The organism is Paenibacillus marchantiophytorum, assembly GCF_014640555.1.
In the GTDB taxonomy this organism is placed as follows: Bacteria; Bacillota; Bacilli; order Paenibacillales; family NBRC-103111; genus Paenibacillus_E; species Paenibacillus_E marchantiophytorum.
This window is the reverse complement of sequence record NZ_BMHE01000041.1, coordinates 42331-66184: the sequence shown is the minus strand read 5'-3', so window position 1 is coordinate 66184 and position 23854 is coordinate 42331. Positions and strand designations below refer to the sequence as shown.

At 48.3% G+C, this 23854-nt stretch carries 21 protein-coding genes; 2 read left to right on the top strand and 19 right to left on the bottom strand.

The genetic code is table 11. The annotated features are described in order from the left end of the window. A partial coding sequence (locus tag IEY34_RS36975; RefSeq protein ID WP_229757870.1) for a hypothetical protein occupies window positions 1-192 on the top strand: 192 nt, incomplete at its 5' end. Window positions 193-356: 164 nt separating this feature from the next. Here IEY34_RS36975 and IEY34_RS27395 read toward each other — a convergent pair. The 3 genes from IEY34_RS27395 to IEY34_RS27385 are packed head-to-tail and all read right to left on the bottom strand — an operon-like array spanning window position 357 to window position 3224. Beyond that, on the bottom strand, window positions 357-1151 hold the full coding sequence (locus IEY34_RS27395) for an ABC transporter ATP-binding protein (RefSeq protein ID WP_189017948.1): 795 nt from the start codon (window positions 1149-1151) through the stop codon (window positions 357-359). Window positions 1152-1176: 25 nt separating this feature from the next. Continuing rightward, complete coding sequence (locus IEY34_RS27390) at window positions 1177-2217, bottom strand: FecCD family ABC transporter permease (protein ID WP_189017946.1); 1041 nt, start codon at window positions 2215-2217, stop codon at window positions 1177-1179. Further along, window positions 2214-3224, bottom strand: coding sequence for a FecCD family ABC transporter permease (locus IEY34_RS27385; RefSeq protein ID WP_189017944.1), 1011 nt, complete (start codon window positions 3222-3224; stop codon window positions 2214-2216). Before IEY34_RS27385 ends, IEY34_RS27390 begins: the two co-directional genes overlap by 4 nt. A gap of 189 nt (window positions 3225-3413) precedes the next feature. On the opposite strand from IEY34_RS27385, the gene IEY34_RS27380 reads away from it, so the two are divergent. Beyond that, window positions 3414-4397 carry an ABC transporter substrate-binding protein gene (locus IEY34_RS27380; RefSeq protein ID WP_189017941.1) on the top strand — a complete coding sequence of 328 codons (984 nt, stop codon included), beginning with the start codon at window positions 3414-3416 and terminating at the stop codon, window positions 4395-4397. Window positions 4398-4448: 51 nt separating this feature from the next. Here the strand turns inward: IEY34_RS27380 and IEY34_RS27375 are convergent, their stop codons facing one another. The 16 genes from IEY34_RS27375 to IEY34_RS27300 form a co-directional block, all read right to left on the bottom strand. Further along, window positions 4449-6152: a sensor histidine kinase gene (locus tag IEY34_RS27375; protein WP_189017938.1), complete on the bottom strand. Its 1704-nt coding sequence runs from the start codon at window positions 6150-6152 to the stop codon at window positions 4449-4451. After that, a complete protein-coding gene (locus IEY34_RS27370) occupies window positions 6149-6967 on the bottom strand; it encodes a response regulator transcription factor (RefSeq protein WP_189017935.1) in 819 nt (272 codons plus the stop codon). Before IEY34_RS27370 ends, IEY34_RS27375 begins: the two co-directional genes overlap by 4 nt. Before the next feature lie 198 nt (window positions 6968-7165). Next, a complete protein-coding gene (locus IEY34_RS27365; RefSeq protein WP_229757869.1) occupies window positions 7166-8011 on the bottom strand; it encodes a carbohydrate ABC transporter permease in 846 nt (281 codons plus the stop codon). After that, window positions 8008-8898 carry a carbohydrate ABC transporter permease gene (locus IEY34_RS27360; protein WP_229757868.1) on the bottom strand — a complete coding sequence of 297 codons (891 nt, stop codon included), beginning with the start codon at window positions 8896-8898 and terminating at the stop codon, window positions 8008-8010. Before IEY34_RS27360 ends, IEY34_RS27365 begins: the two co-directional genes overlap by 4 nt. A gap of 69 nt (window positions 8899-8967) precedes the next feature. Then, entirely contained in the window at window positions 8968-10275 is a 1308-nt protein-coding gene (locus IEY34_RS27355; protein WP_229757867.1) for an ABC transporter substrate-binding protein, read from the bottom strand. 670 nt (window positions 10276-10945) lie between these two features. Continuing rightward, window positions 10946-11095, bottom strand: coding sequence for a hypothetical protein (locus IEY34_RS37940; RefSeq protein WP_189017932.1), 150 nt, complete (start codon window positions 11093-11095; stop codon window positions 10946-10948). Beyond that, window positions 11074-11304: an MgtC/SapB family protein gene (locus tag IEY34_RS27345; RefSeq protein ID WP_373291352.1), complete on the bottom strand. Its 231-nt coding sequence runs from the start codon at window positions 11302-11304 to the stop codon at window positions 11074-11076. Before IEY34_RS27345 ends, IEY34_RS37940 begins: the two co-directional genes overlap by 22 nt. Window positions 11305-11314: 10 nt before the next feature. Continuing rightward, a complete protein-coding gene (locus IEY34_RS27340) occupies window positions 11315-13546 on the bottom strand; it encodes a glycoside hydrolase family 88/105 protein (protein ID WP_189017929.1) in 2232 nt (743 codons plus the stop codon). A gap of 14 nt (window positions 13547-13560) precedes the next feature. Then, window positions 13561-15297, bottom strand: a complete 1737-nt coding sequence (locus IEY34_RS27335; protein ID WP_189017927.1) for a hypothetical protein — start codon at window positions 15295-15297, stop codon at window positions 13561-13563. A gap of 11 nt (window positions 15298-15308) precedes the next feature. Beyond that, entirely contained in the window at window positions 15309-16256 is a 948-nt protein-coding gene (locus tag IEY34_RS27330; RefSeq protein ID WP_189017924.1) for a sugar phosphate isomerase/epimerase family protein, read from the bottom strand. Window positions 16257-16350: 94 nt separating this feature from the next. Then, window positions 16351-17361: a Gfo/Idh/MocA family protein gene (locus IEY34_RS27325; protein ID WP_189017921.1), complete on the bottom strand. Its 1011-nt coding sequence runs from the start codon at window positions 17359-17361 to the stop codon at window positions 16351-16353. Window positions 17362-17385: 24 nt separating this feature from the next. Continuing rightward, a complete protein-coding gene (locus IEY34_RS27320) occupies window positions 17386-18465 on the bottom strand; it encodes a Gfo/Idh/MocA family protein (protein WP_189017918.1) in 1080 nt (359 codons plus the stop codon). A gap of 107 nt (window positions 18466-18572) precedes the next feature. Then, on the bottom strand, window positions 18573-20258 hold the full coding sequence (locus IEY34_RS27315) for a type 2 periplasmic-binding domain-containing protein (protein ID WP_229757866.1): 1686 nt from the start codon (window positions 20256-20258) through the stop codon (window positions 18573-18575). Window positions 20259-20350: 92 nt separating this feature from the next. Beyond that, window positions 20351-21223, bottom strand: coding sequence for a carbohydrate ABC transporter permease (locus IEY34_RS27310; RefSeq protein WP_189017913.1), 873 nt, complete (start codon window positions 21221-21223; stop codon window positions 20351-20353). Between the two features lie 21 nt (window positions 21224-21244). Further along, complete coding sequence (locus IEY34_RS27305) at window positions 21245-22210, bottom strand: ABC transporter permease (RefSeq protein WP_189017910.1); 966 nt, start codon at window positions 22208-22210, stop codon at window positions 21245-21247. A 587-nt stretch (window positions 22211-22797) separates the two neighbouring features. After that, entirely contained in the window at window positions 22798-23817 is a 1020-nt protein-coding gene (locus IEY34_RS27300; protein WP_189017908.1) for a LacI family DNA-binding transcriptional regulator, read from the bottom strand. Window positions 23818-23854 lie beyond the last annotated feature (37 nt).

Genomic DNA, 23854 nt, shown 5'->3' with positions numbered 1-23854 from the left:
AGAAAACAGGAGATAAATAGTCATTTTAAAGTAAATTCGGGGGTTTCATTGGGGGGGGAGAGGAATAGACGAAACCTACCCCTCCCGAGTATGTTTGGTAAATTTAAGGAGTTAATCGACGGTCTCCTACAGGATCTTATTTCCAACAAAAGAGCTGAATTTCCCAAAGAACAGCAAAATAGCGGACTGTAGTTCCCTCAACCTCCCGATAATGACACTTTTGGCTAGAATAGCGCACCGTAGTTCCCTTACGTCCCCGCGAGGCAGTTGGAATAACTCCGCGTTCACCCCAAAACATATAAGTTCTTATATATCAAAAAAAAAGCTGAAGAAGCCCCAGCTCCTTCAGCTTTTAACTATTTCAACATCCGACCCTTGCCATGAGGGATCACCATCGGTGTCCCGAACAAGGGGTCTTTGGAGACAACGCTTTCCATGTTGAACACGGATGCAATCATGTGCTCGTTCACGATGTCTTCGGGATGGCCGGTTGCCCAGACTTTCTGCTCTTTGATGGCGACCATATGGTGGGCGTAGCGACAGGCCAGGTTGATATCGTGCAGCACCATCACGATGGTGCGGTTCTCGTTCTGGTTCAACTCGAACAACAGGTCAAGGACATCCACTTGGTGAGTTAAATCCAAGTAGGTGGTCGGCTCGTCCAACAGAATGGTGTCTGTGCCCTGCGCCAAGGTCATGGCGATCCAGGCTCTTTGCCGTTGCCCGCCAGACAAGGAATCCACCGTTCTCTCCGATAGATCGGCAATTCCTGTTGATTCCAGCGCCATGCGGACCATCCGCTCGTCTTCCTGCGACCACTGCTGGAGCCAGGATTGATACGGATATCTGCCCTGTTTAACCAACTGCAGCACGGTTAATCCTTCAGGCGCTACGGGACCTTGCGGAAGGATCGCCAAGCGTTTGGCGATTTCTTTGGTGGACAGCTTGGCAATTTCGTGGCTATCCAGCAATATGGACCCCTCTTTGGGCTTCAACAGGCGCGCCAGCGAGCGCAGCAAGGTGGACTTGCCGCAGCCGTTGCTGCCTACGAAGACGGTCACTTTGCCTTTGGGAATGGTTAGATTAAGGTCGTTAAATATTAAGGTATCTCCATAGGAGAGACGAAGATTTATGGCTTCCATGGCCGTCATGGTACCTTCCTCCTTTATGTTCAGTTTAGTGATGACGATGGCGATAAATCAGATATACGAAAAAGGGAGCGCCGACGGCAGCTGTGAATACGCCAGCCGGAATATCGAGCGGTGTAAAGGCTGTACGGCCAATCCAATCCGCGAGCAGAAGAATTAATGCGCCTAATAAAGCCGAAACCGGCAATACGCCGCCGAACGCCGGACCTACCAGCTTGCGGGCAATGTGAGGAGCCATGAGTCCGATAAAAGTAATTGCCCCGCCAATCGATACCGCTGCTCCAGCCAGCGCAACAGCGATGAGCAGCAAGATCAAACGGTGCTTCTGCACATGACTGCCAACTCCTGCCGCCATATCGTCTCCAAGCTCCTGAACATTGACATGCCTCGTATACAAGAAGGCAAGAGGCATAAGGATTAGTGTCCAAGGTAGAAGCGGCAGCACGTCTTTGGCCCAGGAGGTGCCGTAGATGCTGCCTGACATGAATGTCAGCGATTTCTGCGCCAGAATATAAGGTGCTGAGATGAGGAGCATATACGTAACAGCCGTGAACGCAGCGGTCATGCCGATCCCGATCAGAACGAGGCGAAGCGGTGCTACGCCTTTTTTCCATGCCATGGCATAGATGAGCAGCGTGGAAACAAACGCCCCCAGAATCGCCCCTATCGGCAGCAGATGAATGCTGACTGCCCCTGCGAAAAAGTAAAAGAAAGTTACTGCCCCAAGCGTTGCCCCGCCTGTAATACCAACAATATCCGGCGATGCTAGCGGGTTGCGAATCATCCCTTGCAGAATAGCCCCGGAAACAGCTAGCGACGAGCCTACGAGAATCGCGATGACAATGCGCGGCAGTCGTAATTTATAAATAACAACATTGTAAGCACTATCGTTGCCAATATGCAGAAGTGCTTTCAGAACGTCCAATGGCGGAATTTTGAGACTTCCGCTGCTTAGGCTGACCACAACGACAGCAAGCATGAGAGTAGTCAACAGCAGTGTTGTCCAAACCACTTTTTTGCTGATTAAATAGGAAACCTTGAGACTGCGAACCGTGAAAAATTTACTCATTTGGTTTCGCCTCCTTTGCGCGCGATATACACGAAGAAAGGCACGCCAATAATCGCTGTCATCACGCCAACCGGAACTTCCTTAGGCATAACAATGAAGCGCGCGCCGATATCCGCAGTAAGCAGCAGCAAGGCCCCCAGCACGGCACTATAAGGAATAATCCAGCGATAGTCCATGCCGACCAAATATCTTGAAATATGCGGAATAATGATGCCAACAAAAGCGATCGGCCCTGCAACAGCAACGGAGCCTCCGGCTAGAATGACAATAATGAAGGCTGCAATGGCCTTGATATAAGCTGTATTTTGCCCCAAACCGGTTGCCACATCTTCGCCCATACTCAGCACATTGATATGCCGCGACATGATAACCGATAGCAGAAGCGCCACAAGCATATAAGGATACACCGCATTCAGCATGCTCAACTCGCGCCCTGCCACAGATCCGACTAACCAGAATAGTGTTTGTTCGAACACTTTCCCGTTCGTCAATTGAATTCCCTGTGTTAAGGAAGCGAAAAAGGCCGTCATGGCTGAACCAGCCAGCGTAATTTTGATTGGCGTCATCCCGTCTTTCCCCAATGATCCAATCCCGTATACAGCCCCCGCGCTTACCGCTGCTCCAAGAAAAGCAATCCACGTCAAGGCGATCAGTGAAACATCCCCGAACCAGGAAATGGCGCAAACGATGAAAAAAGCGGCCCCGGCATTCACCCCGAAAATACTCGGAGAAGCTAGCGGATTCCGCGTAACAGCCTGCATATAGGCCCCTGCTACGGCAAGAGCTGCACCAACTGTAGCAGCAATCAGCGCGCGAGGTACGCGGGCACTTTTGATAATCAGATGCTCATTCGATCCATTAAAAGCAGTATAAGCGTCTACAATGCTTCGCAATGGTATTTTCGTAACGCCAAACCTAACACTGCAAGCCATCGCGATGATGACAAGTATAAAAAGCACGGTTAGTCCCAGCCATTTGTAATGTTTGGTAATAATGCCAGTATTCATTCCAATCTACTCCGCCCACGATGTATAGTAATTCTGAATAAGTTGATTTTATTATTGTAGGAGACCACCAGAATGATGTCAATGAGGTTGAAAATCATTTTCAATGAACTTGACAGATGCTCGTTTACCTATTAGTATGTTAATGATAATCATTATCAACGAAATCGGTTTAGGGGGATTACTTACATCATGTTCACCAACAGAAGAAAGACTCGTTTTACAACATTGATTACCGCAGCACTCGCTGTTTCTCTACTTCTTGCAGGATGCGGCCAAAAAGCGGCAGAAGAAAGCAAAGACAGCAAAACGGCAACACCAGCCGCAGAAGAAACACGCACAATTAAACACGTTTTGGGTGAAACACAAATTAAAGGAACTCCCAAACGAGTGGTTGTCCTAACAAATGAAGGAACAGAAGCTTTGCTTGCGCTGGGCATTAAGCCTGTTGGCGCGGTCAAGTCTTTCACAGGAAACCCTTGGTATGAACATATTAAAGCAGATATGGAAGGCGTCACCGTGCTGGGCGAAGAATCACAGCCTAACGTCGAGTTGATTGCCGGTCTTAAGCCAGACTTGATTATCGGTAACAAACTGCGTCAAGAGAAAATTTATGATCAGTTGAAAGCCATCGCGCCAACCGTTTTCTCCGAAACGCTTAGAGGCGAGTGGAAAGCCAACTTCTCACTGTACGCCGATGCCTTGAACAAGAAAACAGAAGGCGTGAAAGTCATTGCTGATTTCGATAAAAAGATTGAGGATTTCAAACAAAAAGCTGGTCCTAAGCTGCAAGAGAAAGTATCGGTTGTTCGTTTCATGGGCGGCAGAACACGTATTTACCTTTCTGATACGTTCACAGGCATTATTTTCAAACAAATCGGCATTGCTCGTCCAGCAACCAACTACAAAGATACGTTCGTAGAAGAAATTACCAAAGAACGCATTCCGGAAGTGGATGCTGACATGATGCTTTACTTCACGTATGAAACCGGAGACGGCAAAGGCAACAAACAAGCGGAAGAATTCATGAAAGATCCGCTCTGGCAGAACCTTCCTGTTGTGAAGAAAGGCAAAGCGGTTCAAGTTAGCGATGCTATCTTCAATACGGCAGGCGGCGTGCGCGCAGCGAACCTGATGGTGGATGAGCTTTACAAAATCTACGGCGTTCAGAAGTAGGCTATACTAGAAAGAAAAACCAGCGACCCTATTGGGTTTAGCTGGTTTTTTTCACACCTTGGGTATGACCACATGCACCTTGGTTCCAACACCCGCTTCACTTTCGATGCGAATCCCAAATTCGCTGCCATAATGAAGCTGAATGCGCTCCTGCACATTACGCAGGCCGTACCCGCCATTGTCTGAGGCAAGGAGATCAACCTGCCTCGCAGCCTCCATGCCCTTGCCGTTATCCGCTACGATGAAATGAATCGAGTCCGCTTCTTCTCGCACCTCAATATGGAGCACTCCACGGCCATCTTCCTTCTCATCAAGTCCGTGAATAACAGCATTCTCTACGATCGGCTGCAAAATAAAATTAACCGTATCAAACTCATATACACCGGCCTCAATGTCATAAACAACATCAAATTCATGGTCATGCATAATCAGTTGAATGTCCAAGTAGGCGCGAATATTAGTGATCTCATCCTGAATATGAGTAAGCTGCTGCCCCTTGTTTAAGCTGGTTCGATAAAACTTAGACAGCGAATTCGCCACCTTGCTGATGTCCATAGCATCAATTTGAATAGCTTTCCAGTTCATGATGGACAGCGTATTGTACAAAAAATGCGGCGAGATCTGCGCCTGCAGCGCCGATAGCTCGGCTTCTTTTTCCAGCATGCGGGCCTGGACGGCGTCCTGAATGGAATCCTGGACCTTTTTGACCATAGCGGCGAAACTCTGCGTCAATTCGCCGATTTCATCCTTCGCTGTCGAGACAATCGGAACATCGAAATCACCATTTTCTACAATGCTGATCTTCTTCTTCAAAGCATGGATCGGCCTCACCAATGTTCGCGAGAACAGCCAGATCATGAAGAGCAGAACCACCATGCACAACAGCACAACCGATGCCGTAGCTTTCAGAATATCCTTCGTGTCCACAATCATGCTGGCAGTCGGCATAAAGTAGGTGAACGTCCACCCTGAGCTGGGCAGTGAACTTCGCGTCATCATATACTCTTGGCCCTGCATGCGAAACTGCCCTTCCGCTTTGCCTGTAATCGTCTGAATCTCTAGATTACTTAACGTCGAAGCTCGTTCGCCAGCGTAGACCGTCTGCCCTTTGCTGTCCGTAATCAGAATGCCGTAATCGCCCTCATAGACTTGATCCAGCTTCTCGAACATCTTATCGTAGTCGATTTTCACATAGAGCACGCCGGCAAATGTGATGTTATCGCTTTTTTGAATGTTATGCGTCGCAAACAGCAATTGCTGTTCCGGTTCATAGAACCACTGCGTTTTATTCGCTTTGCGCGATTCTTCGTACCAACTCGCATGACGGACGTTGTCACTGGGATAGATGAAGTTACCAATCTGTTTTCCCGTGTAATCCGAGTAAAACAGAACATCCTTGAGCTCCCGATTGATGTTGATGTAATACCAAATCGTCGGCTCGATGTTGTCATTGAGCTCTTTGGTATAGCTGAGGAAATCCGGCAGCTCGGATCCTGCCACTTTTTTGACAATCGGATTAAACACCATGAATGAAATGAAGTCCCCGGCCTTCTCCATTTTTTGATCCACATTGAGCGCAGTTTGGCTAACGGTATGGGTCATGCCGATCATTAGCTGCTTTTTCAAGTATTCTTTGGACGACTGATACGCGTAAATCCCTAATGCCAATATAGGCACGATGGTCACGACCAGATACGTAATAATTAGTTTTTTCCTGACCGTACTGTTGCGAAAATAAGCAATAAGCCGCTTCACGGTGTGCGCACCTTGTCTCGATATTGGGTTGGCGTCTGGCCAAAATACTGCTTGAATGTCAGACCAAAATAAGACATATCGGAAAATCCGACCATTTTGTAAACATCGTTAATCTTGTAGTTGCTTTGATCCAGATAATACTTGGCCCTCTCCATGCGGTATTGATTCATATATTTAACAACGCTGACACCTGTCGCTTTCTTGAAAATGTGGCTGAGATAACTCGCAGACAAGTGAACACGCTTGGATAAATATTCAAGACTGAGATCCTGTTCATACTCCTTTTCGATGATTCGCAGAACATCTTCAATCGCCCTTTTGCGTGAATCCGTATCTGGCTCATCCGTTAGAGTCAGCTCCCGCAGGCGCTGTTCTTGCCGATACAGGGAACCGGCTTCATATACCTTGCGCCACTCCTGCTGCTGGAGCTTGGCCGAACGCTCATCATCAAGCTGCTGAATCACCATCTCCAGCACCGACTTAAACTCTTCCGGCTCAATAGGTTTGAGCAAATAATGCGATACTTGCAAGGAGATCGCGGTTCTCGCATAATCGAATTCCCCATGGCCGCTGAGAATGAGGATTTTGAGCTGCGGCTTCAACGCTCTCGCTTCCCTGGTCAATTGCAGGCCGTCCATGAAGGGCATCTTAATATCCGTGAGCAGCACATCCGCATCGTATTCCTGAAGAATGTCCATTGCGGCTCTGCCATGCTTGGCCTCCTGTATCTCTAGGGGAAAGGCGTATTTGTTCAAAAGAAATTTGATGCCGTCTCGTTCAATTTTGTCATCTTCTGCAATTAAAATACGATACATGTGAATCCCCCCTGCTTCCCATTTTATCAAGCGACAATGACCGCGTACATAGATGTTTGCGCGAAGGCGGACAAACAGCAAACAGTTCACAATCTCACGATTGAAAACTGTCATTTGCCACATATGTTTGAACAATCATGCCTACGATCTCGCCAATTGAACCTTCCGACTAACAATCCCCTTGGGACCATCGACCCCCTATCCTTTAAGAGCCCCGGCTGCCACACCTTTGATCATGTACTTTTGCATCAGAAGATAGAATACCAACAGCGGAGCCACACCTAAGAGCAGCATGGGAAATAAACTCGTCCAATCCACCGAGAACTGTCCAATATTCCGAAATACTTCCAGTAAAATGACGTTATTTTCACGCGACTGCAGAAACAATAACGGATTCATGAAATCGTTCCACACATTTAAAGTCGTCACAATCGCAACGGTCGCAATAACGGGTTTCAGCAGCGGGAAAGCAATCCGCCAAAATGTTCCTTGAACCGAGCAGCCATCCATGAAGGCGGCCTCCTCTAATTCCAGCGGCACAGATGTGCTGATGAAGCTGTGAAACAGGAAAATTGCAATTACACAGCCATTCCCAATGTTCACAACAATGACGGCAAGCAGATGGTCCATTAAGCCTAGTCCGTTAATGAGCTTATACAGGCTGATAAGCCCCATTTGAAACGGCACCATCATACCCGCCAGAAACAAGTAAAAAATAAATGTATTCAACGCATGCGTTCGTCTCGCTAATCCATACGCCGCCATCGAGGAAAATACAATGATTCCCAAGACAGATGTGCCCGTCACAATCAACGTATTGAGAAAAACACGTGGAAATTTCATCGCATTCCAAGCTACGACATAGTTGTCTATGCTGAAATGGCTGGGCAAAGCAAGCGGGTTTAAAGTCGCTTCATCCGGTGATTTGAACGTCGTTACAATCAGATAATAAACCGGTATGAAAAACAGCGCGGCAACCGCAATTAGCAGAACTTCCAGGGACCCATTCATCACCTTGTCTTGGGTGGAAAGTCTCATTTTCATTTGATGCGTTCCCCCCATTTCCCCAGCACGCGCATCATGACAACCGTAATCACCATCACGACTACGAAAAACACAACACCTGAAGCAGCGCCTTTGCTATAAAAGCCTTCATTGAAGGAAGTCTTAATATACGCTGTCATGATCGTTTGCGTGGCATTGCCCGGACCTCCGTCCGTCAGAGCCAGAATAATATCAAATACTTTCAAACCGCCGATCATCGCCGTGACGGCAACAACATTGACCGATGGCTGCATCAAGGGCAGTGTTACTTTCCAGAATTGTCGCCATTTGGAGGCTCCGTCGATATCCGCTGCTTCGTACAAATCTTTGGGAATACTTTGCAAGTTAGCCAAGAAAATGACCATCGCCCAACCGGTCCACTGCCAGAGCTGTGTAAACACGACGGAATACAAAGCCAGGTCGGCATCGCCCAGGAAGTTGATCTTGGCCAAGCCAAGCAGCTGCAAGCCCTGATTAATCAAGCCGAAATCCGACGTTGACATCAGATAATTCCAAAGGAATCCAATAATAAGCGGACTAAATACGGCAGGCAAAAAGAAAACGGAACGCAGTGCATTGCGTGTCAGCAGCTTGCGATCCAGAAATACGGCCAGCACAAGGCCAAATGCCGTCTGAAACACCGTCATCAAAACCGCGTAGATGATGGAATTTTTGAAGCCTGCAAGAAGGAGATCATTATGAAAAATACTTCCGTAATTTTTCAAGCCAACAAAGCTCAAATTGGTCATTTTGGAAACCGAGTAATCCGTCACGCTATAATAAAACATCGATAGAAATGGATAAACCGAAAACAAGAGATAGAACAGAAGCGCAGGCACAATTAGTAACCCATAATCCAGCTCTCTTCGCAGCAGCTTTATTCGCACAGCATTCAACCTTTCTAGAAAACGCACGGCGACTGCCTGGTCCTGCCAAGCGCCGCCGCAAGTTTGGTTTTACTTTTTCACAATTTCCGCCATCTTCTTATCCGTACCTTTCAATACCTGGCTAACATCGCTTTTGCCGCCAAGAAGTTCCTGCAAATGCTTCCCGTAATCTTCGATCATCGATTGCGCATTATCTCCCCAATTGTTCCACGGCGCATAAACATTCCCCGCTTTGAACGTAGCCTTCACACTCTCATATTCAGCCGGCATCTCGAATTCGACGCCCTTCAAGTAGCTGCTGCCGCCCTTGTTATCGTTCCAGAACGCTTTCTGCCCTTCCGGTGTGGAGATCAGATCAAACACTTGCTTCACAGCATCCAAGTTCTTCGACTTGCTGTTCGCCGCAAAACCAACACCCGGTCCGCCGATTAACCACCCTGCTCCTGGCGCAGAACCATAAAACGGGAACATATCCACCTTGATGTTCGGATTTTTCTTCTTGATCGCTTCCATTGCCCACGGGCCTGATTCCCACATCGCAGCTTTGCCCGTTGCGAATTCATCCAGCGCCTGATCGTAATCAATGCCAAGCATATCCTGCGTAATGTAGCCTCGCTTGATAAGCTCCGTCCATTTCTCTATCGCGCCATTCCAGTTGCCATCCAATGTTTTTTGGCCTTGACCGAATTGCACGTCGAAGGTTTTGTTTTCCGCTTTGGCTAGGAAATCATTCATGACGAGTCCCATCGAGGACTTCATCATTGGCTCCCATGACTTGGCCCCCATCGCTTGCGGCTTAATGCCCTTTTTCTTCAAAGCTTCATGCAATTGAAGTTCTTCCTCGAACGTCGTCGGCGGCTTCAGGCCGAGTTTATCAAAAATCTCTTTGTTATAGAAAATCCCCTCAAACCAGCTAATGCCTGGCAGAGCGTACAGTTTGCCGTCTTGGGAGTATACATTTTTGCCGGCATCATTATAGCGGTCTGCTACGGAAGATAGATCAGCCAAGTAGCCCAGCTTGGCATATTTGGCGCTAGCCGGCGGACTCACCGAAATAATGTCCGGGCCGGACTGAGCGGCTAGCTGTGTAGCGACAATATTGTCGAACTGCTTATTATCGATAAATTGATATTCAAGTTCAATATTCGGCAGCTTTTGTTTAATTAAATCGAGCAATGACTTCACGCTGTCTTCTTTATTCCAATAAGCCATTCTTACTTTTACTTTCTCCTGCTTGGTTGCGGCCGGCTTCGCTGTAGCGTCTGAATTCGGCGTTGCACTCGATTTGGTATCGCTTGCATTTTGACTGGAACAACCCGTAAGTGCCATGGAAGCAGCCAACCCTACAGAGACAAGCATGGTCGATAATTTTTTCACAAAATGACCCTCCCGATATGTATCATATGTCGTCGTTTGAACTGAACCGGTTCTGTCACTAAGTATATCGAATGAGACGCGAAGGCAAAATCTAAGATTTTTTGGAACACTATGAAAAAACAGCTTTCTGTGAAATAGAGCTGCTTGGCAAACTCCTTGCTCACTCAGTCTCTTCCTCCAAGTGCTTGCTGCAGTTCTTACCCTGCCCCCCACCCAAAGCCGCCGCCTAAGCAATCTGTCGCTCTAACGAACTGTATGATGCTTATAGACGAGAAAATGGCTACTTTTGCGAACTAATGAATTGTATTGGCGTTATTGAGTCTTTTATAGGCGGAATGGTGATCATTTACTTGAAATAAAGCATCTGTAATTCATTAGATTTTCCAAGTGATCTATTTTGCTCAAATAAAGGCTATTGAGTTCTTAAGGATGCTTGAATCGAGGTTCATTGACATTGGGGAAAGAGCCGTCTGCTCACAATGGGGTTAATAGCCCCCGACTAAGTGAAACAAATAAGAGCCCTAAAAAGCTCTTATCTCTTCAAAATGGCCGCCTTCTATGCAAATAAGAGCCTCCTGAGGCTCTTATCTGCTCACAATGGGGCTAATCCCCCCAAAAGTGAGACACATAAGAGTCCTGAAAGGCTCTTATTTCTTCAAGATGGCTGCTTTTAGTGCAGATAAGAGCCTTCAAAGGCTTTTATCTGCTCTGATCTGCTCATTGCCAATCGCATACCTACTCCTAGCGCGGCAACCTGCTCATACGCCGCCGCTGTCAGCTTCTCCGGCTGCTGAGCCTTCACACTGACACGGACGTGCATGAGCGGCAGATGCCCTTCTCCAAGCCATACACCGACAGCAACATGATGGTCGCTGAGCCCGCGCACACTAAAATAGGCGTACGAAAGCCTGCCGCATGGTTGTTCCATTCTCGTTCAATCCCGACCAGACAGCCCAAGACGACGGCCAGAACCAATCGCAGAATCAAGTCCAGATGACTAATTTGCCAAACACTATTCAGATTGCCCACTAGTCACCGCCTACTCCTGCTGTCCAAGCCAATTCTTTAACTTCATTACCTCTGAACCTGCCAGCATCATAATGCCGACGCCATGATTGTCATTCGTTACGGTGAGCAGATCCTTTTTATAATAATCCGCAGTAAACGCATAACGCGATCCGCTGCAAACACCATGCACGTTTCCTTGACCATCAATGGCCTTGCGGGTTAAGCCGTGCCATGCTTGCAACGCCGATGCGACATATCGCCCAGGCTGCTTCAACCAACCAAAACGCACACCGCGCGCAAAGCTGTACGTAAACATCGCCGTACAAGAGGCTTCTTCATAGGCATCCGGATCATTGAGCACCTGATGCCACAGGCCGCTTTCTGCCTGCAATTCCACGTAACCGCTACACAGCTCGTTGAAGAAATCCAGCAGCGCAGGGCGATCCGGATGATCGGCTGGCAGAACTTCGAGCACCTCTGTCAATGAGAACAGTGTCCACCCATTTCCGCGCCCCCATGGAATGCCCGTCGCCATTTGATATTTGAAATCATACACATGGGACATGATCCGCTGTTCTGGCATAAACAAGTACTTGCGGAATAGAAGAAACTGTTTGGCGGCTTCATCCAAAGCTGCATAGCTGCCTGTTATCCTAGCATAGCGGCATAGAAACGGCGTGCTCATGTACAAGTCATCGGCCCACATCGTGTTTTCTGCATATTCGCCTTGGCATACCCGGTAGAAGGCGCCGTCTTCCTTCCGTTCCAGCCGGTGAAGGATGAAATCCGCGATCCGCTTTGCAATCGACAAGAAACCCGGATCCTGCTCTTCCTGGTAAGCTTCCAACATCGCTGAACCAAAGGAACCACAGTTGTCCAGCATCTTCATCATGACCAACTGCTGGTTAATCGCTGGAAACCCATACTGCTCACGGTCCCACAGCGAGTAGTCGAACATGCGGGTACAGCTTTGGACATGATCACGCGCATAACGGATCAAATCCGGTCGCTCAAGCAAGCGGCCTGCTTGCAGCAAGCCGTAAATCGTGACCCCTAGCGGATAATCCCAGCGGGCATAATTGGTCACATTGCCGACCGTCCATTTATTGCTCAGCATAGCATTCTCATAATAAGGACGAATCCAAGCTTCTGGCTGATCCAGCCGCCAATAGACCTTATCGTCAGTATTCAAACTAGTCGCATACAACTGATTCGTACGCACTAAATCTGTATAGCGCAACTCCACTTCATTATCTAGTGGTCCCATATACAACCACGATTTATCCGAACCATGAACCCTAAGAGGAGCAGCCAAAGCCACTGTTTCTCCAGCTATACTTGCACTCATCGTCCAGCCCCATGCCTGATTCCCGCTTCTGCTGCGGATAACGAGATCATGTTTGCCCGGCAGCAACATCACTTCCGCTCGGAAGATGCCCTCTCCCCCGGTCACTTCCAGCACCTGCAAGCCATTCACCCATACGGTTAGCGGACCTGCCGAGCTTCCTTCAAACACACACAACTCGCTCCTATAGCTGGTTTGGTTCAGCTTCGTCCAACCATAGAGCTGCTTACCGGGCTGCACACCGAATAAGCGCTCACCGATGGGCAACGCAAGCTCGCTCGCGCTCCACTCGCACTGCGGCAGCCAGCTTAGCCCATCCTGCTGCTCTGATCCTAACGCATCTGGCAGTTGAGCGTTCTCGAATAAATCCCGGTCCACCGGTACCGAGTAAACCCAACCGGCTTGCCCCTGCCTCTCGGCGAAGGGAGTCAGCACATTGAGAATCCTTACCTTGGCTTCATCTGATCCAAACAGGCAGCCGAAACCGGCGGCGGTGTGTTTGGCTTTAATAAATAGACGATTCCAGCCTTTGACGAAATTAAAATTAAGTTTTACGCTAGCGTCTGGTTTAATTTCATCAATAACATTGGAACGGTACGCAAGCTCGTCATTTAAATACAAATGAATCGGTCCTAAACATTGCAGCAGCACATCCAAATTGCGTTCCCCGTCACTCCAAACCAGCCCATACGCATAAGCGTACTGACCAGGTCTGGCTTCTGGAAATCTGCTGCCTAGGTTCAGATCGAACATGCCATGCTCATTCTGCAAGATACCAGAGCGATAAAATGTGCGAAATGCAAAAGGAATCGGGGGATTTGCCCCCATATAGCGATCAGCAAGCACCTTCAAGGTCGCTCTGTCATCATCTCCCAAACGGGCAGCTATGCTTTCGATATCGTGAAAATATGTCGTCATCTTGAACCTCCCCCCTATCGCAAGCGAATCGTAAACGTACGATCAAATGGTGTCACCAAATTCACATGAACGTACCGGCAACCTATTGGATGCTGATCTTCGCGTAGGGCGGGCAGGAAGTGCTCATAAGCGCCTGAGGAAATCTCAATAGCGTCACCCTCAGCTTCATACCTCATTCCACCGCTCTTCAAGAAATACTTGCCATCTCCGGCGTCCGCCAAATCTTCACCGCTAACCTGGCCTTCATCCCCGAGTATAAAAGATAACTGCGTAAACACATCTTCACGCGCATCGGAGTGAATGCGGATCTGCCATTCTGAGTCTCCCTGCACGATTTCTGCCTGAATTTCATGCGTTTGCAGATGTGTCATAGGCCTATGTTGATGCGGCAGCAAGTACCAAGGACTTACTTGGCCTTGTTGCGCTGCTTCAGGCAGAAACGGCTGCGGGATAGGTCCGTTATATCCTTTTTCCATCACAATATTCAGCTTGTAGCCGCTCTCTGCAGCAGTTAGATGATTAAACTTGATAATCCCTGGCGAGAAAGAGGTCGATAGCTTCATACCAAGCAACCGCACTTTCCCGTGGCGCAAGGAGAAAAAGGAAGGCGCCAAAGGCATAATCGTCACACTCTGCTCGCGATCACGAATGCGTACGATCGGCGCCCCGAAAGCGACATGCATGCTGCTATGCTGGATTTTCATATGATGGCCAACTCGGTCGATCTGCTTTAGATGCTTCTCCATCGGATGCTTCTCATTCAACATCAAGGTATACCGCTCTGGTAGTTCAGCACGTTCCAAATCTTCGATAGCCGTTTCTGGATACAACAGCATGCCCAGCAGAGCATGATTGTTCACGGCTTCTGATTTGCGAATAAACGTTCCGGCATAATCCGACATCGCCGCAAACAACGGATTGCGATCGTGCGCTGCCATCAGACGGTAAATCAGGAAGTACGTAGCCATATCATACGTCTCCCCGAAATCCTGGCGACCTGAGTAATCGGTCACAACCTCGCCTGACGGATGGATCAGGTACACCATCATGTTCAGATTGCGGCGCACTCCATCCAATAAGTCAGGGCGATTAAACAACTTGGCTGTATGGTAGAGCGCAATATCACTGACGGCATTGTAGATGCCGTTGCTGCGCTCGGTCCATTCCCCGTCCTCCGTAATATCCATGCCCTCTGCCAGCCATTCATCAGCTCTAGCGACAAGCTCCGGCATCGGGAATATCTCATACAACAAGGCGAGTGCGGCCGTTATAACCCAACGATGGTTCGGCGTGTGGCAGCCCCCGGTCAGCATCGCCGGGATCGTTCTTTCCAAGAATAGCTTCAACTTGGCGGCTGCAGGCTTAACCGCTGCCCAATCATGCGCTTCCAGCAGTTGATAGAACTGCGTCACACCGCCAACGACGAACGCGGTATCCGGCGGCGAATTATAGTTCGTGGAGCCGAGCGAGACCGTACCGTCTGCATGCTGACGGTTCAGGATGAAATCGGCTGCCATTTCGAAAGCTGTGAGCAGTTTCTCATCGTGGTAATAACGCGAATCTGGATTTACTAAAGCGGAAGCCCAACACGCCATGATGCTCGGCGTACTCATATGGTTGGCACGTGCAATGCCTGTTTCGTCGATCACGCCGCCAACATATTTGGAATTCGGATCAAGTATCTGCCGCCCCAGCGTAGAAGCGGTATAATCGTCATTTATTTTCACTAATTTTTGATAAATGGCATCCATCCGTGTCACCTTTAACCTTTCATCGCTGCAATTTTAGTTGTGATCAGTCGGTGACTCTCGTCAATCTCATCAGGCTGACATACCGCCTTGAGTTCATAGACCTTCACTTTGGCGAAATCGATAGCGCTCAGATAATGATCGAAGTAAGCCATATCCTGACTGTGCACATATGGACACCAGTGATCAGATAACTCCAACGTTTCATGGATATGAACGCCATAAATATAGGTCTGCACCTCTTGCAGCTCTTTCAGATTGTCGTACAAGCCCATTCGATCCATCATCATGGCATGACCGATATCATACCAGAGGTAGACCGGACCGCCTTTCAGGTTATCACAGATCGTTTTGGCTTCCATTAACGACGGCATCTGATAACAGCGCGATCTCGTCTCAATGCCGATGGCGATGTCCCAGCCTTTTTGGGCAGCATGCTCACTGACTACTTCCAGACTTTCCTGAATTCGCTTGGTATACAAAGGGCTTAACCGCTCGCGCCGTTCCGTCATCTCCTGCCACAATTGTCGATAAGCCGGAGAGTCCTTGCCTTGTTCCTTGTACAGCTTCTTCAAATCAGAATCGATATTATAGTCAAAAGGCACTTCGCCAGGGTGCACAACTACAGCTTTGGCGCCATACCGGTTCGCATAGTCCATCGACCGAATCAACAGCTCCACAGAGCGTTTACGCTTCTCCTCATCATCGAAGCCGAGCATAACGGAGTCCGTGTCATAGTCCTTATCATTAATAAACGGAAATACATTATGAACACTGGACACGCCGATTTCACCTTTTTCAATCATCGGCTCGATCGTTTTCATCATCTCTTCGGTGACGTTATAATTCAGTTCCACATACGAGAACCCGAGATCCTTGATTTCCTCTATCATCTCTCTGCCAACGGTGTGTTTCTTAATGTTCCAACAAGTTGAGAACGAATATATACCTTTATCCAACATGGTTGCGGCCTCCCTAAGGTGAATTCAAAAACAGAAAAACCAGACACCCCTTGCCATACTGCAGGGGATGAACTGGCCTTTTCTCAAGAGATACTTACTCTGAAAGGTCACTCAGCCGATATGCAGCACCGGATTGTGCCGACAAATTGGAAGCTTCCATCAAACGGGTCAAATCGCGTGCCACTGCTATATTCTCAGTCGCTATCGTCCCTTGCTGAATATGAGATACCCACATCTCGAAAGCGGTTGGTACTGCTTCTGGCATCTCAGTCACCTCCTGCCACTCGGCAGGTCCGCCAGACTTGCGCATCAGCAGCTTGTTATCAGATCTGTCATACAACAGACTGCCTTCCGTACCCTGCACCTCGATGTTAAACTGCGAGTAACTGTTCACGAATCCTGCTTCGACGATACCCAGAGCGCCATTCGCATAATGCATAATCGTTACGGCGCTATCCTCAACCTGGCGTCCCGTGATGGAACCATAACCGGCACTTACACGTTCTGGCAGACCGAGAAATAATCGCGCCAAGTACATCGGATGGCAGCCGAGGTCAATCATCGCGCCGCCGCCGCTTTCTAGCGGATCAAAAAAATGTGCGGGCAGTGAGCCGTTGGGACTTGCGTCGGTCGGCAGCGCTCCGTTATGGGCGAGCCGGATACGAACCGTTGTTACGGTGCCGAGATCGCCTCCCTGAATGAGACGCTGAGCCGCTTGCGTGAATCCGGTGTATAAGCGTGGCAGAGAAACTACGAGCTTAATCCCCGCTGTCTCCACAGCCGCCAAGATTTCGTTGCACGCCTTTGTCGTTGTAGCGACAACTTTCTCCGTAAAAATATGCTTGCCCGCAGCAGCAGCTGCGATTAGAACCTCACGATGCTGCGTTGTAGGCGTAACAACTATCACACCGTCGATATCGGGATTTGCCAAAAGTTCTGGCAATACCTCATAGAAAGGAACTCCTAGTTCCTCTGCTTTCTGACGTCCCCGCTGTGGATTCTCATCCCATAACGCTGCAATTTCTGTTTGTGGATGTTCAGCAGCCATGCGCGCATAATCCTTTGCATGAACATGCCAGTAGCTTAGAATAGCGACTCTTATCATGTCTGAACTGCCTCTTCCCTCATTTTAGTCGAAATAAATCGCTTTCCCTGTCCGATTCGATTCATAGATCGCTTCGAGAATCTCCGATACGACGCAGGATTGCTCAGGTGTTACCACAGGCTCCTTATCGTGGATGACGGCGTCGATCCAGACGCGAATTTCTTTATCCTGCATGCTTTCCTTTTTACCATCGTAAAAGTCAGCGCCCTTCGCTTCGAATTGCAGCTGATTCATATACAAACGGCTATGATTTTCTCCGTTAATACGAAGACCGTCCTGCATATCGGCCCCGCCTTCCGTACCGCATAGCGTACATTTCGCTTCCTTCGTATCCAGCGTATTCAGTGCCCAACTAGCTTCTACCATGACGGTAGCTCCGTTCTTCATGACGATCATCGCAAACGCTGAATCTTCCACCTTAAATTTCTCAGGGTCCCAGGGTCCCCAGGAATTAGCCGCATTTTCTTTGCTGGAAAGCTTATGGTAAGCAGTGCCAAGCACTACCTTGGGTTCATAGTTATTCATCATCCACAGCGTTAAATCAAGTGCATGTGTGCCAATATCGATCAGCGGACCTCCGCCTTGTTTCTCTTCATCCAGAAATACGCCCCAAGTGGGCACACCGCGTCTACGAACAGCGTGGGCCTTGGCGTAATAAATCTCGCCCAGATCGCCATCCTCCATAACTCGTTTCAAATATTGACTGTCCGCGCGAAAGCGATTGTTGTAGCCGATCGTCAGCTTTTTCCCCGTACGCTTAGCTGTTTCCACCATCCGACGGGCGTCAGCAGCCGTTTTGGCCATCGGTTTTTCACACATCACATGCTTGCCAGCTTCCAAGGCCGCAATCGAAATTTCCGCATGGGAATCATTCGGTGTGCAAATATGCACGACTTCAATCGAAGCATCAGCTAGCAGCTCCGTATAGCTTTCGTAAACCTTGGCTTCCGGGGCACCATATTTGGCTGCCGCTTCCTGAGCCTTTACGCGTTCGATATCATAGAAACCGACAATAGCAACCTGCTCAATCTTATGCAAACTCGGTAAGTGCTTCCCTAAGGCAATACCGCCACAACCGATAATAGCTACGTTAAGCTTATTCATTCCCGTATCCCCCTATGAGGCAATGACTTGTGCAAAGAGATCGGACAGTGCAAGGTTTGACGCCTAACCATCAGCACCTTCACTGTCCGGATCTTCACCAACAAGTATTACTTCACTTGCTCCATTTGTTGTTTTGCAATTGCCATGACATCTTTGGCAAGGAACGCTTTATCTTTATTTTCTTGGTACCATTTATTCATGAAATCCTCAAGCTGCTTGCCTCCTGCTTTGTCCCAGGCTGCTTGTGAATCTTTGATCGCTTGTTCAGGTGTGTATTTACTTCCGCTAATAATCGCTTTAACGAAAAGATCGCCTTTTTCTTTCAGGATCGTCGTGTTGATAATTTGCAGATCGGCGTTGTACACCGGCATATGTTCACCGACAGTAAGACCTGGGTATTCTCTTTGCGGATCAAAGTAAACTTTCTGGATCTCTTTATACATATCCATTGCGGACTTTTGATCAGGAACTTCGGCGTTAAAGCCACTTAGCACGAAGCTGCATTTATCTTGACCTGAGGAATAAAACATTTCGTAATCGCCCGCATAACCAACCTCATTCTTGGATTTGGCAGCGTCAATCGCTTGCGGACAGCCGTTCGCTGCTTTTTTCCAGTGCGTGCCTTCATCGCCATTGATAACTTTCAGCGCGGTTTCCGGTTTCATCATGAAATCCAGGTAACGGCCAACAGCTTCTGGATCTTTGGCTTTGGCATTAATGACCGTCGTCATTTGAACTGGGTTGTCAATGGCTCCCGTGAACGTTCCGACTGGGGATTTCGGATAACCTAATGGCGCAATTGCCGCAGTAGCCACATTTTTCTTCAGTGTGACCATATCATTCATCGTAAAGTCGTACCAACCGCCCGTGAACTTCACGTAAATCCCGATTTTGCCATTCAGGAAATCCTGCTTCGCCTTGGCGCCATCTTTGTCATTAATGTAGTCCTTATCGATGATGCCATCATCATATAGTTTTTTCTTAAAGGTAAGTGAAGCCAGTTCATTGTCCCATTGGCGATAAATTTTGCCGTCCTTCACGCCCCACGCCAACAAGTCTTTGGAGGAACCTTCCCCGAAAATCTCATTAATCGCTTGCTCGGAGTACGTGCTCATATTCATCCCGTAGGTATCTTTCTTGCCGTTACCGTCAGGATCGTTGTCTGCAAATGCTTTGGCAACTGCCATCAATTCATCCGTCGTTGTGGGCATCGAAAGATTCAGCTTCTTCAACCAATCTGTGCGTACGAGCAAAATGTGGGCAGGTACGGCTTCCTTCACTTTGCCAATTTCGTAAATCTTGCCGTCCGGCTTCGTTCCCGCCTTCTTCAACTGCGGATATTGCGTCAGTAATTTCTGATATTCAGGCATGTATTTTAAAATGTCATCAATTGGGAGCAATTGCTTCTGATCATACAAACTGCCACGGAATGGCGTATTGTATTCACTGACGATGTCCGGAGCCGATCCTGATGCAAAAAGCACATTCAATTTCTTCGTTGAATCACTTCGCAGAATAGGCACGTATTTCACATTCTCCGGGCCGTTCTGATTAATCCATTTGGTCCAGCGATTTTCTTCATACGAGCCTTCGGAAGCCGGAACCGCACCGCGATCATACATCGTAACGGTGACATCTCCACGCTTCGCTGCTGCCTTGTCTCCAGCTTTGGCTGTTGCTGCTGCGGTTGAGGTTGCAGTTGTTTCTTTCTTATCGCTGCTGCACCCCACCAATGTTGCCCCTAATGCTACGAACCCTACTGTTACACCAAGCCACATCTTCTTGTTCGTCATTCGCATTTCCCCCAATTCATATATTGTGAAGTTTTGTTAAACGGGAACACCCTAATCAGTAACCTTGCCTTGATAACAGCCATGAAACGATATCAACCCTTAACAGATCCAAGCATGACACCCTTCACAAAATACTTCTGGAGGAAGGGATATACCACCAACATGGGAACAACCATGACCACAACACCCACAGCTTTGACCATCTCGGTAGCGACGGCCGCTTGCTCCTCATTATTGAGAGAAGGCGAATTCAGCAAGTCGTTTTTTTGCAGCATGGCCTGAACGATAACCGTTAAATTCTGCAAGCTGCTCTTGTTGATATACATCAGCACGTTCATGAACGAGTTCCAGTAACTAATCCCATAGAACAGCGCTAATGTTGCCAACATAGGAAGCGATAGAGGGAGAATAATCCGAATGAGCAGCGATGTGTCATTACAGCCATCAATTCTTGCAGCTTCTTGCACCTCATAAGGAATATTCTCGAAATAGCTGCGCATTAGAAGCATATTGTACGTACTGATAAACCCTGTGAGCCAGATCGCCCAGTACGAATCAATCAGAGACATTTCTTTCACAATCAGGTATGTTGGAATTAACCCGCCTGAGAACAACATCGTAAAAACCATAGCCAGCACAAGAAAGCGACGCCCGATCAAATAATTTCTGGATAGCGGATAGGCAGCCAATATCGTACCTAACAAGCTGAGAACGACCCCGACTACCGTAATAACAATACTATTTTTAAAAGCTTGGAAAGCAGGGCTCGCGAGAAAAAAGATTTTGTAGGCTGTGAACTGCAGCCCTACCGGCCAGAAGAAGACGTGACCGGAGTCGACCGCCGAGCGTTCACTCAGCGACAATGCAACAATATGAATGAATGGCATCAAACAAGTTAGTGCAATAACAGCGAGCAGCACATAGTTTATACCATAAAATATTCGTTCTCCACGTGATGTTTTCATGGGCTCCTCCTAAGCATTTGGCTAAAATAAAGCTTGGTCAAATTTTCGCGCAATCCGATTGGCAATTAAAACAAGGCTGCAGCTGATGACCGATTCGAAAAGTCCCATCGCCGTCGTTAAGCTAAACTGCGAACTGCCTAGTCCTATTTTATAAATATAGGTACTAATCACCTCAGACACATCGGCGACAGCTGAATTCTGGAGATTGTACACCTGGTCAAAGCCGACTTCCATCACGCGACCCATCGCAAGGATCAGCAGCAGGATAATCGTGTGCCGAATGCCTGGCAAAGTGATATGCCAAATTTGTCGCCACTTCGTCGCCCCATCCATACAAGCTGATTCATACAGTGATGGATCAATCGTGGTGAGGGCAGCGAGATATATAATAGTGGAGAAACCCATTTCCTTCCAAACACCTGAGCCGATGAATATCGCCGTCCATGAATGAGACTCATATAGAAAAGTAATTGGTTCTATATTAAACAACTTAAACACCTTATTGATGGACCCATAATCGGTAGCGAATAACGAAAGCACAATTCCCGAGACAATCACCCATGAGAAGAAATGCGGCAAATAGATGATCGTTTGAATCCATTTTTTAAACCAGGATTTGCGGACTTCATTAATCAAAACCGCGAGAACGATCGGTACCGGGAACCCGACGACCAGGCTCAACAAGCTGAGCCAGAACGTGTTCCAAATAATTTGCAGCGTGTTGGAGCTGGAGAACAATAACTTAAAATACTTTAATCCAACCCATGGACTGTGCCAGATGCCGTCGGCGAAATTATAGTTTTTGAAAGCGATCACAAGTCCGCCCATCGGCCAATACTTGAACAAAATATAATAGGCGATCACGGGGATCAGCATAATGAACAAGGGGATATTTTGCTTCAATAATCTTCTTCTTCGTACTAACGCAGCTTGTTTAAGCCGTTGTACATCAAGGGTGACAGGAGTTTCCTCTAACCTGCTGCTCATCACTGCATCGCTCCTTCTTTGGTATACCCCTATTATAGAAGGTAGCGCATAGGGTTCCCTTAAAAAATTATAGATAAAACTATAATTTTATTGGGTGTTGCGGGCGTCGGCTTGTTGCAGCTGCTCTCAGCGTTTTCTCAACCATCTGACTAAACTAGCTAACTTCAAGATTTCGCACCAGACAACATAAGGAATCTCATTACATTGGATATATCCAATGTAATCGTGAATTTGGCCGCCCATTGGGCTGTTGGATTGGATTTATCCAACGGAATCCTCAAATCTGCCGCCTATATGGCGTTTTTATCAGATAACATTGGATAAATCCAATGTAGGTACGAATTTAACCGCCTATACGGCTGTTTGATTGGATTTATCCAATCAAACAGCCGTTGCTTAGACATTCGCCGCACAGTCCGAGTATTTCAGCTACTTTCCCTATCAGCTACTTTCCTATCATCTACTCTCAGCGTCCTCCCAACCATCTGTCTAAACTAGACCAGCGGGATCGTGGAGCCTCAAACATAAACAAAAAGGGCCGCCCCCCAAGTAGATACATCTACTTTTCAGGCAGTCCCCTTATCCAATTAGTCCACTTCAGTCGGCGAAGCCGTAGACTGCCGAATCATTAATTCAGGACGCAGCACCACACGTTGCTTGGTTGTGGATTCTTTCTTCAGCTCCTGAATCAGCAGGTCGACAACCCTCTTCCCCATCGGCTCAATCGGCTGGGCGACCGTCGTTAGCGGCGGGTCCGTCACCGAAGCCAGAATCGTGTTGTCGAAGCCAATCACCGATAGCTGCTCCGGTACCTTCAAGCCCAGCTGCTTCGCAGCCTGCAAAGCCCCGATAGCCAGCATATCGTTGCAGCAGAACAGAGCAGTCGGCCGAACCCCTGCCGACTCTTCCAGCAGCGCAATCGCCTGCCGCTTCCCATCTTCCACGGTATAGTGACAGTTGCGCACACCGCTGTCCGGCAGCACAACACCCGCTTCCTCCAGCGTGTTCCTAAACCCGCGCACCCGCTCACGGCTGCTGATAACTTTGGCATGCTCCGCCAGAATAGCTATGCGCGTATGCCCCAAATCCAACAAATGCTTGGCCGCCAACGCGCCGCCAACGCAATCGTCCACAACAACGGTATGCACGCCGATATCCGGCATTTCTCTGGCGATCATCGCAATCGGGATCCCTTGCTTCATTAGAGGCGTCAGCATCTCCTTGTTGTCCATCCCGGTCCCGATGATCATGCCGTCAATGCTTTTCTGCTGCAGCAGGTTCAGGTAGCGCTCGACCCGTTCGTCCTTATTGTCTGTGCTGCAAATGACCAAGCTATAGCCCAAATGGTGCCCCTGATCCTCAACCGCCCGCGCAATTTCCGCGAAAAAAGGATTCGATATATCCGGCACAAGCAGTCCCAAAGTAAATGTCTTCTTGCCGGTTAAAGCCGAAGCGATCACACTCGGCTGATAATTGAGCCGCTCCATCGTTTTGAGAATTTCCGCGCGCCGTTCTTCGCTGATCTTCCCTTTGCCGTTCATCACCTGCGACACCGCTGCAATCGAAACCCCAGCCTCGCGGGCGACATCATAAATTGTTGCCTTCATCCTATGACCCCATTTTTCCCGAAGAATACTTGTTTGT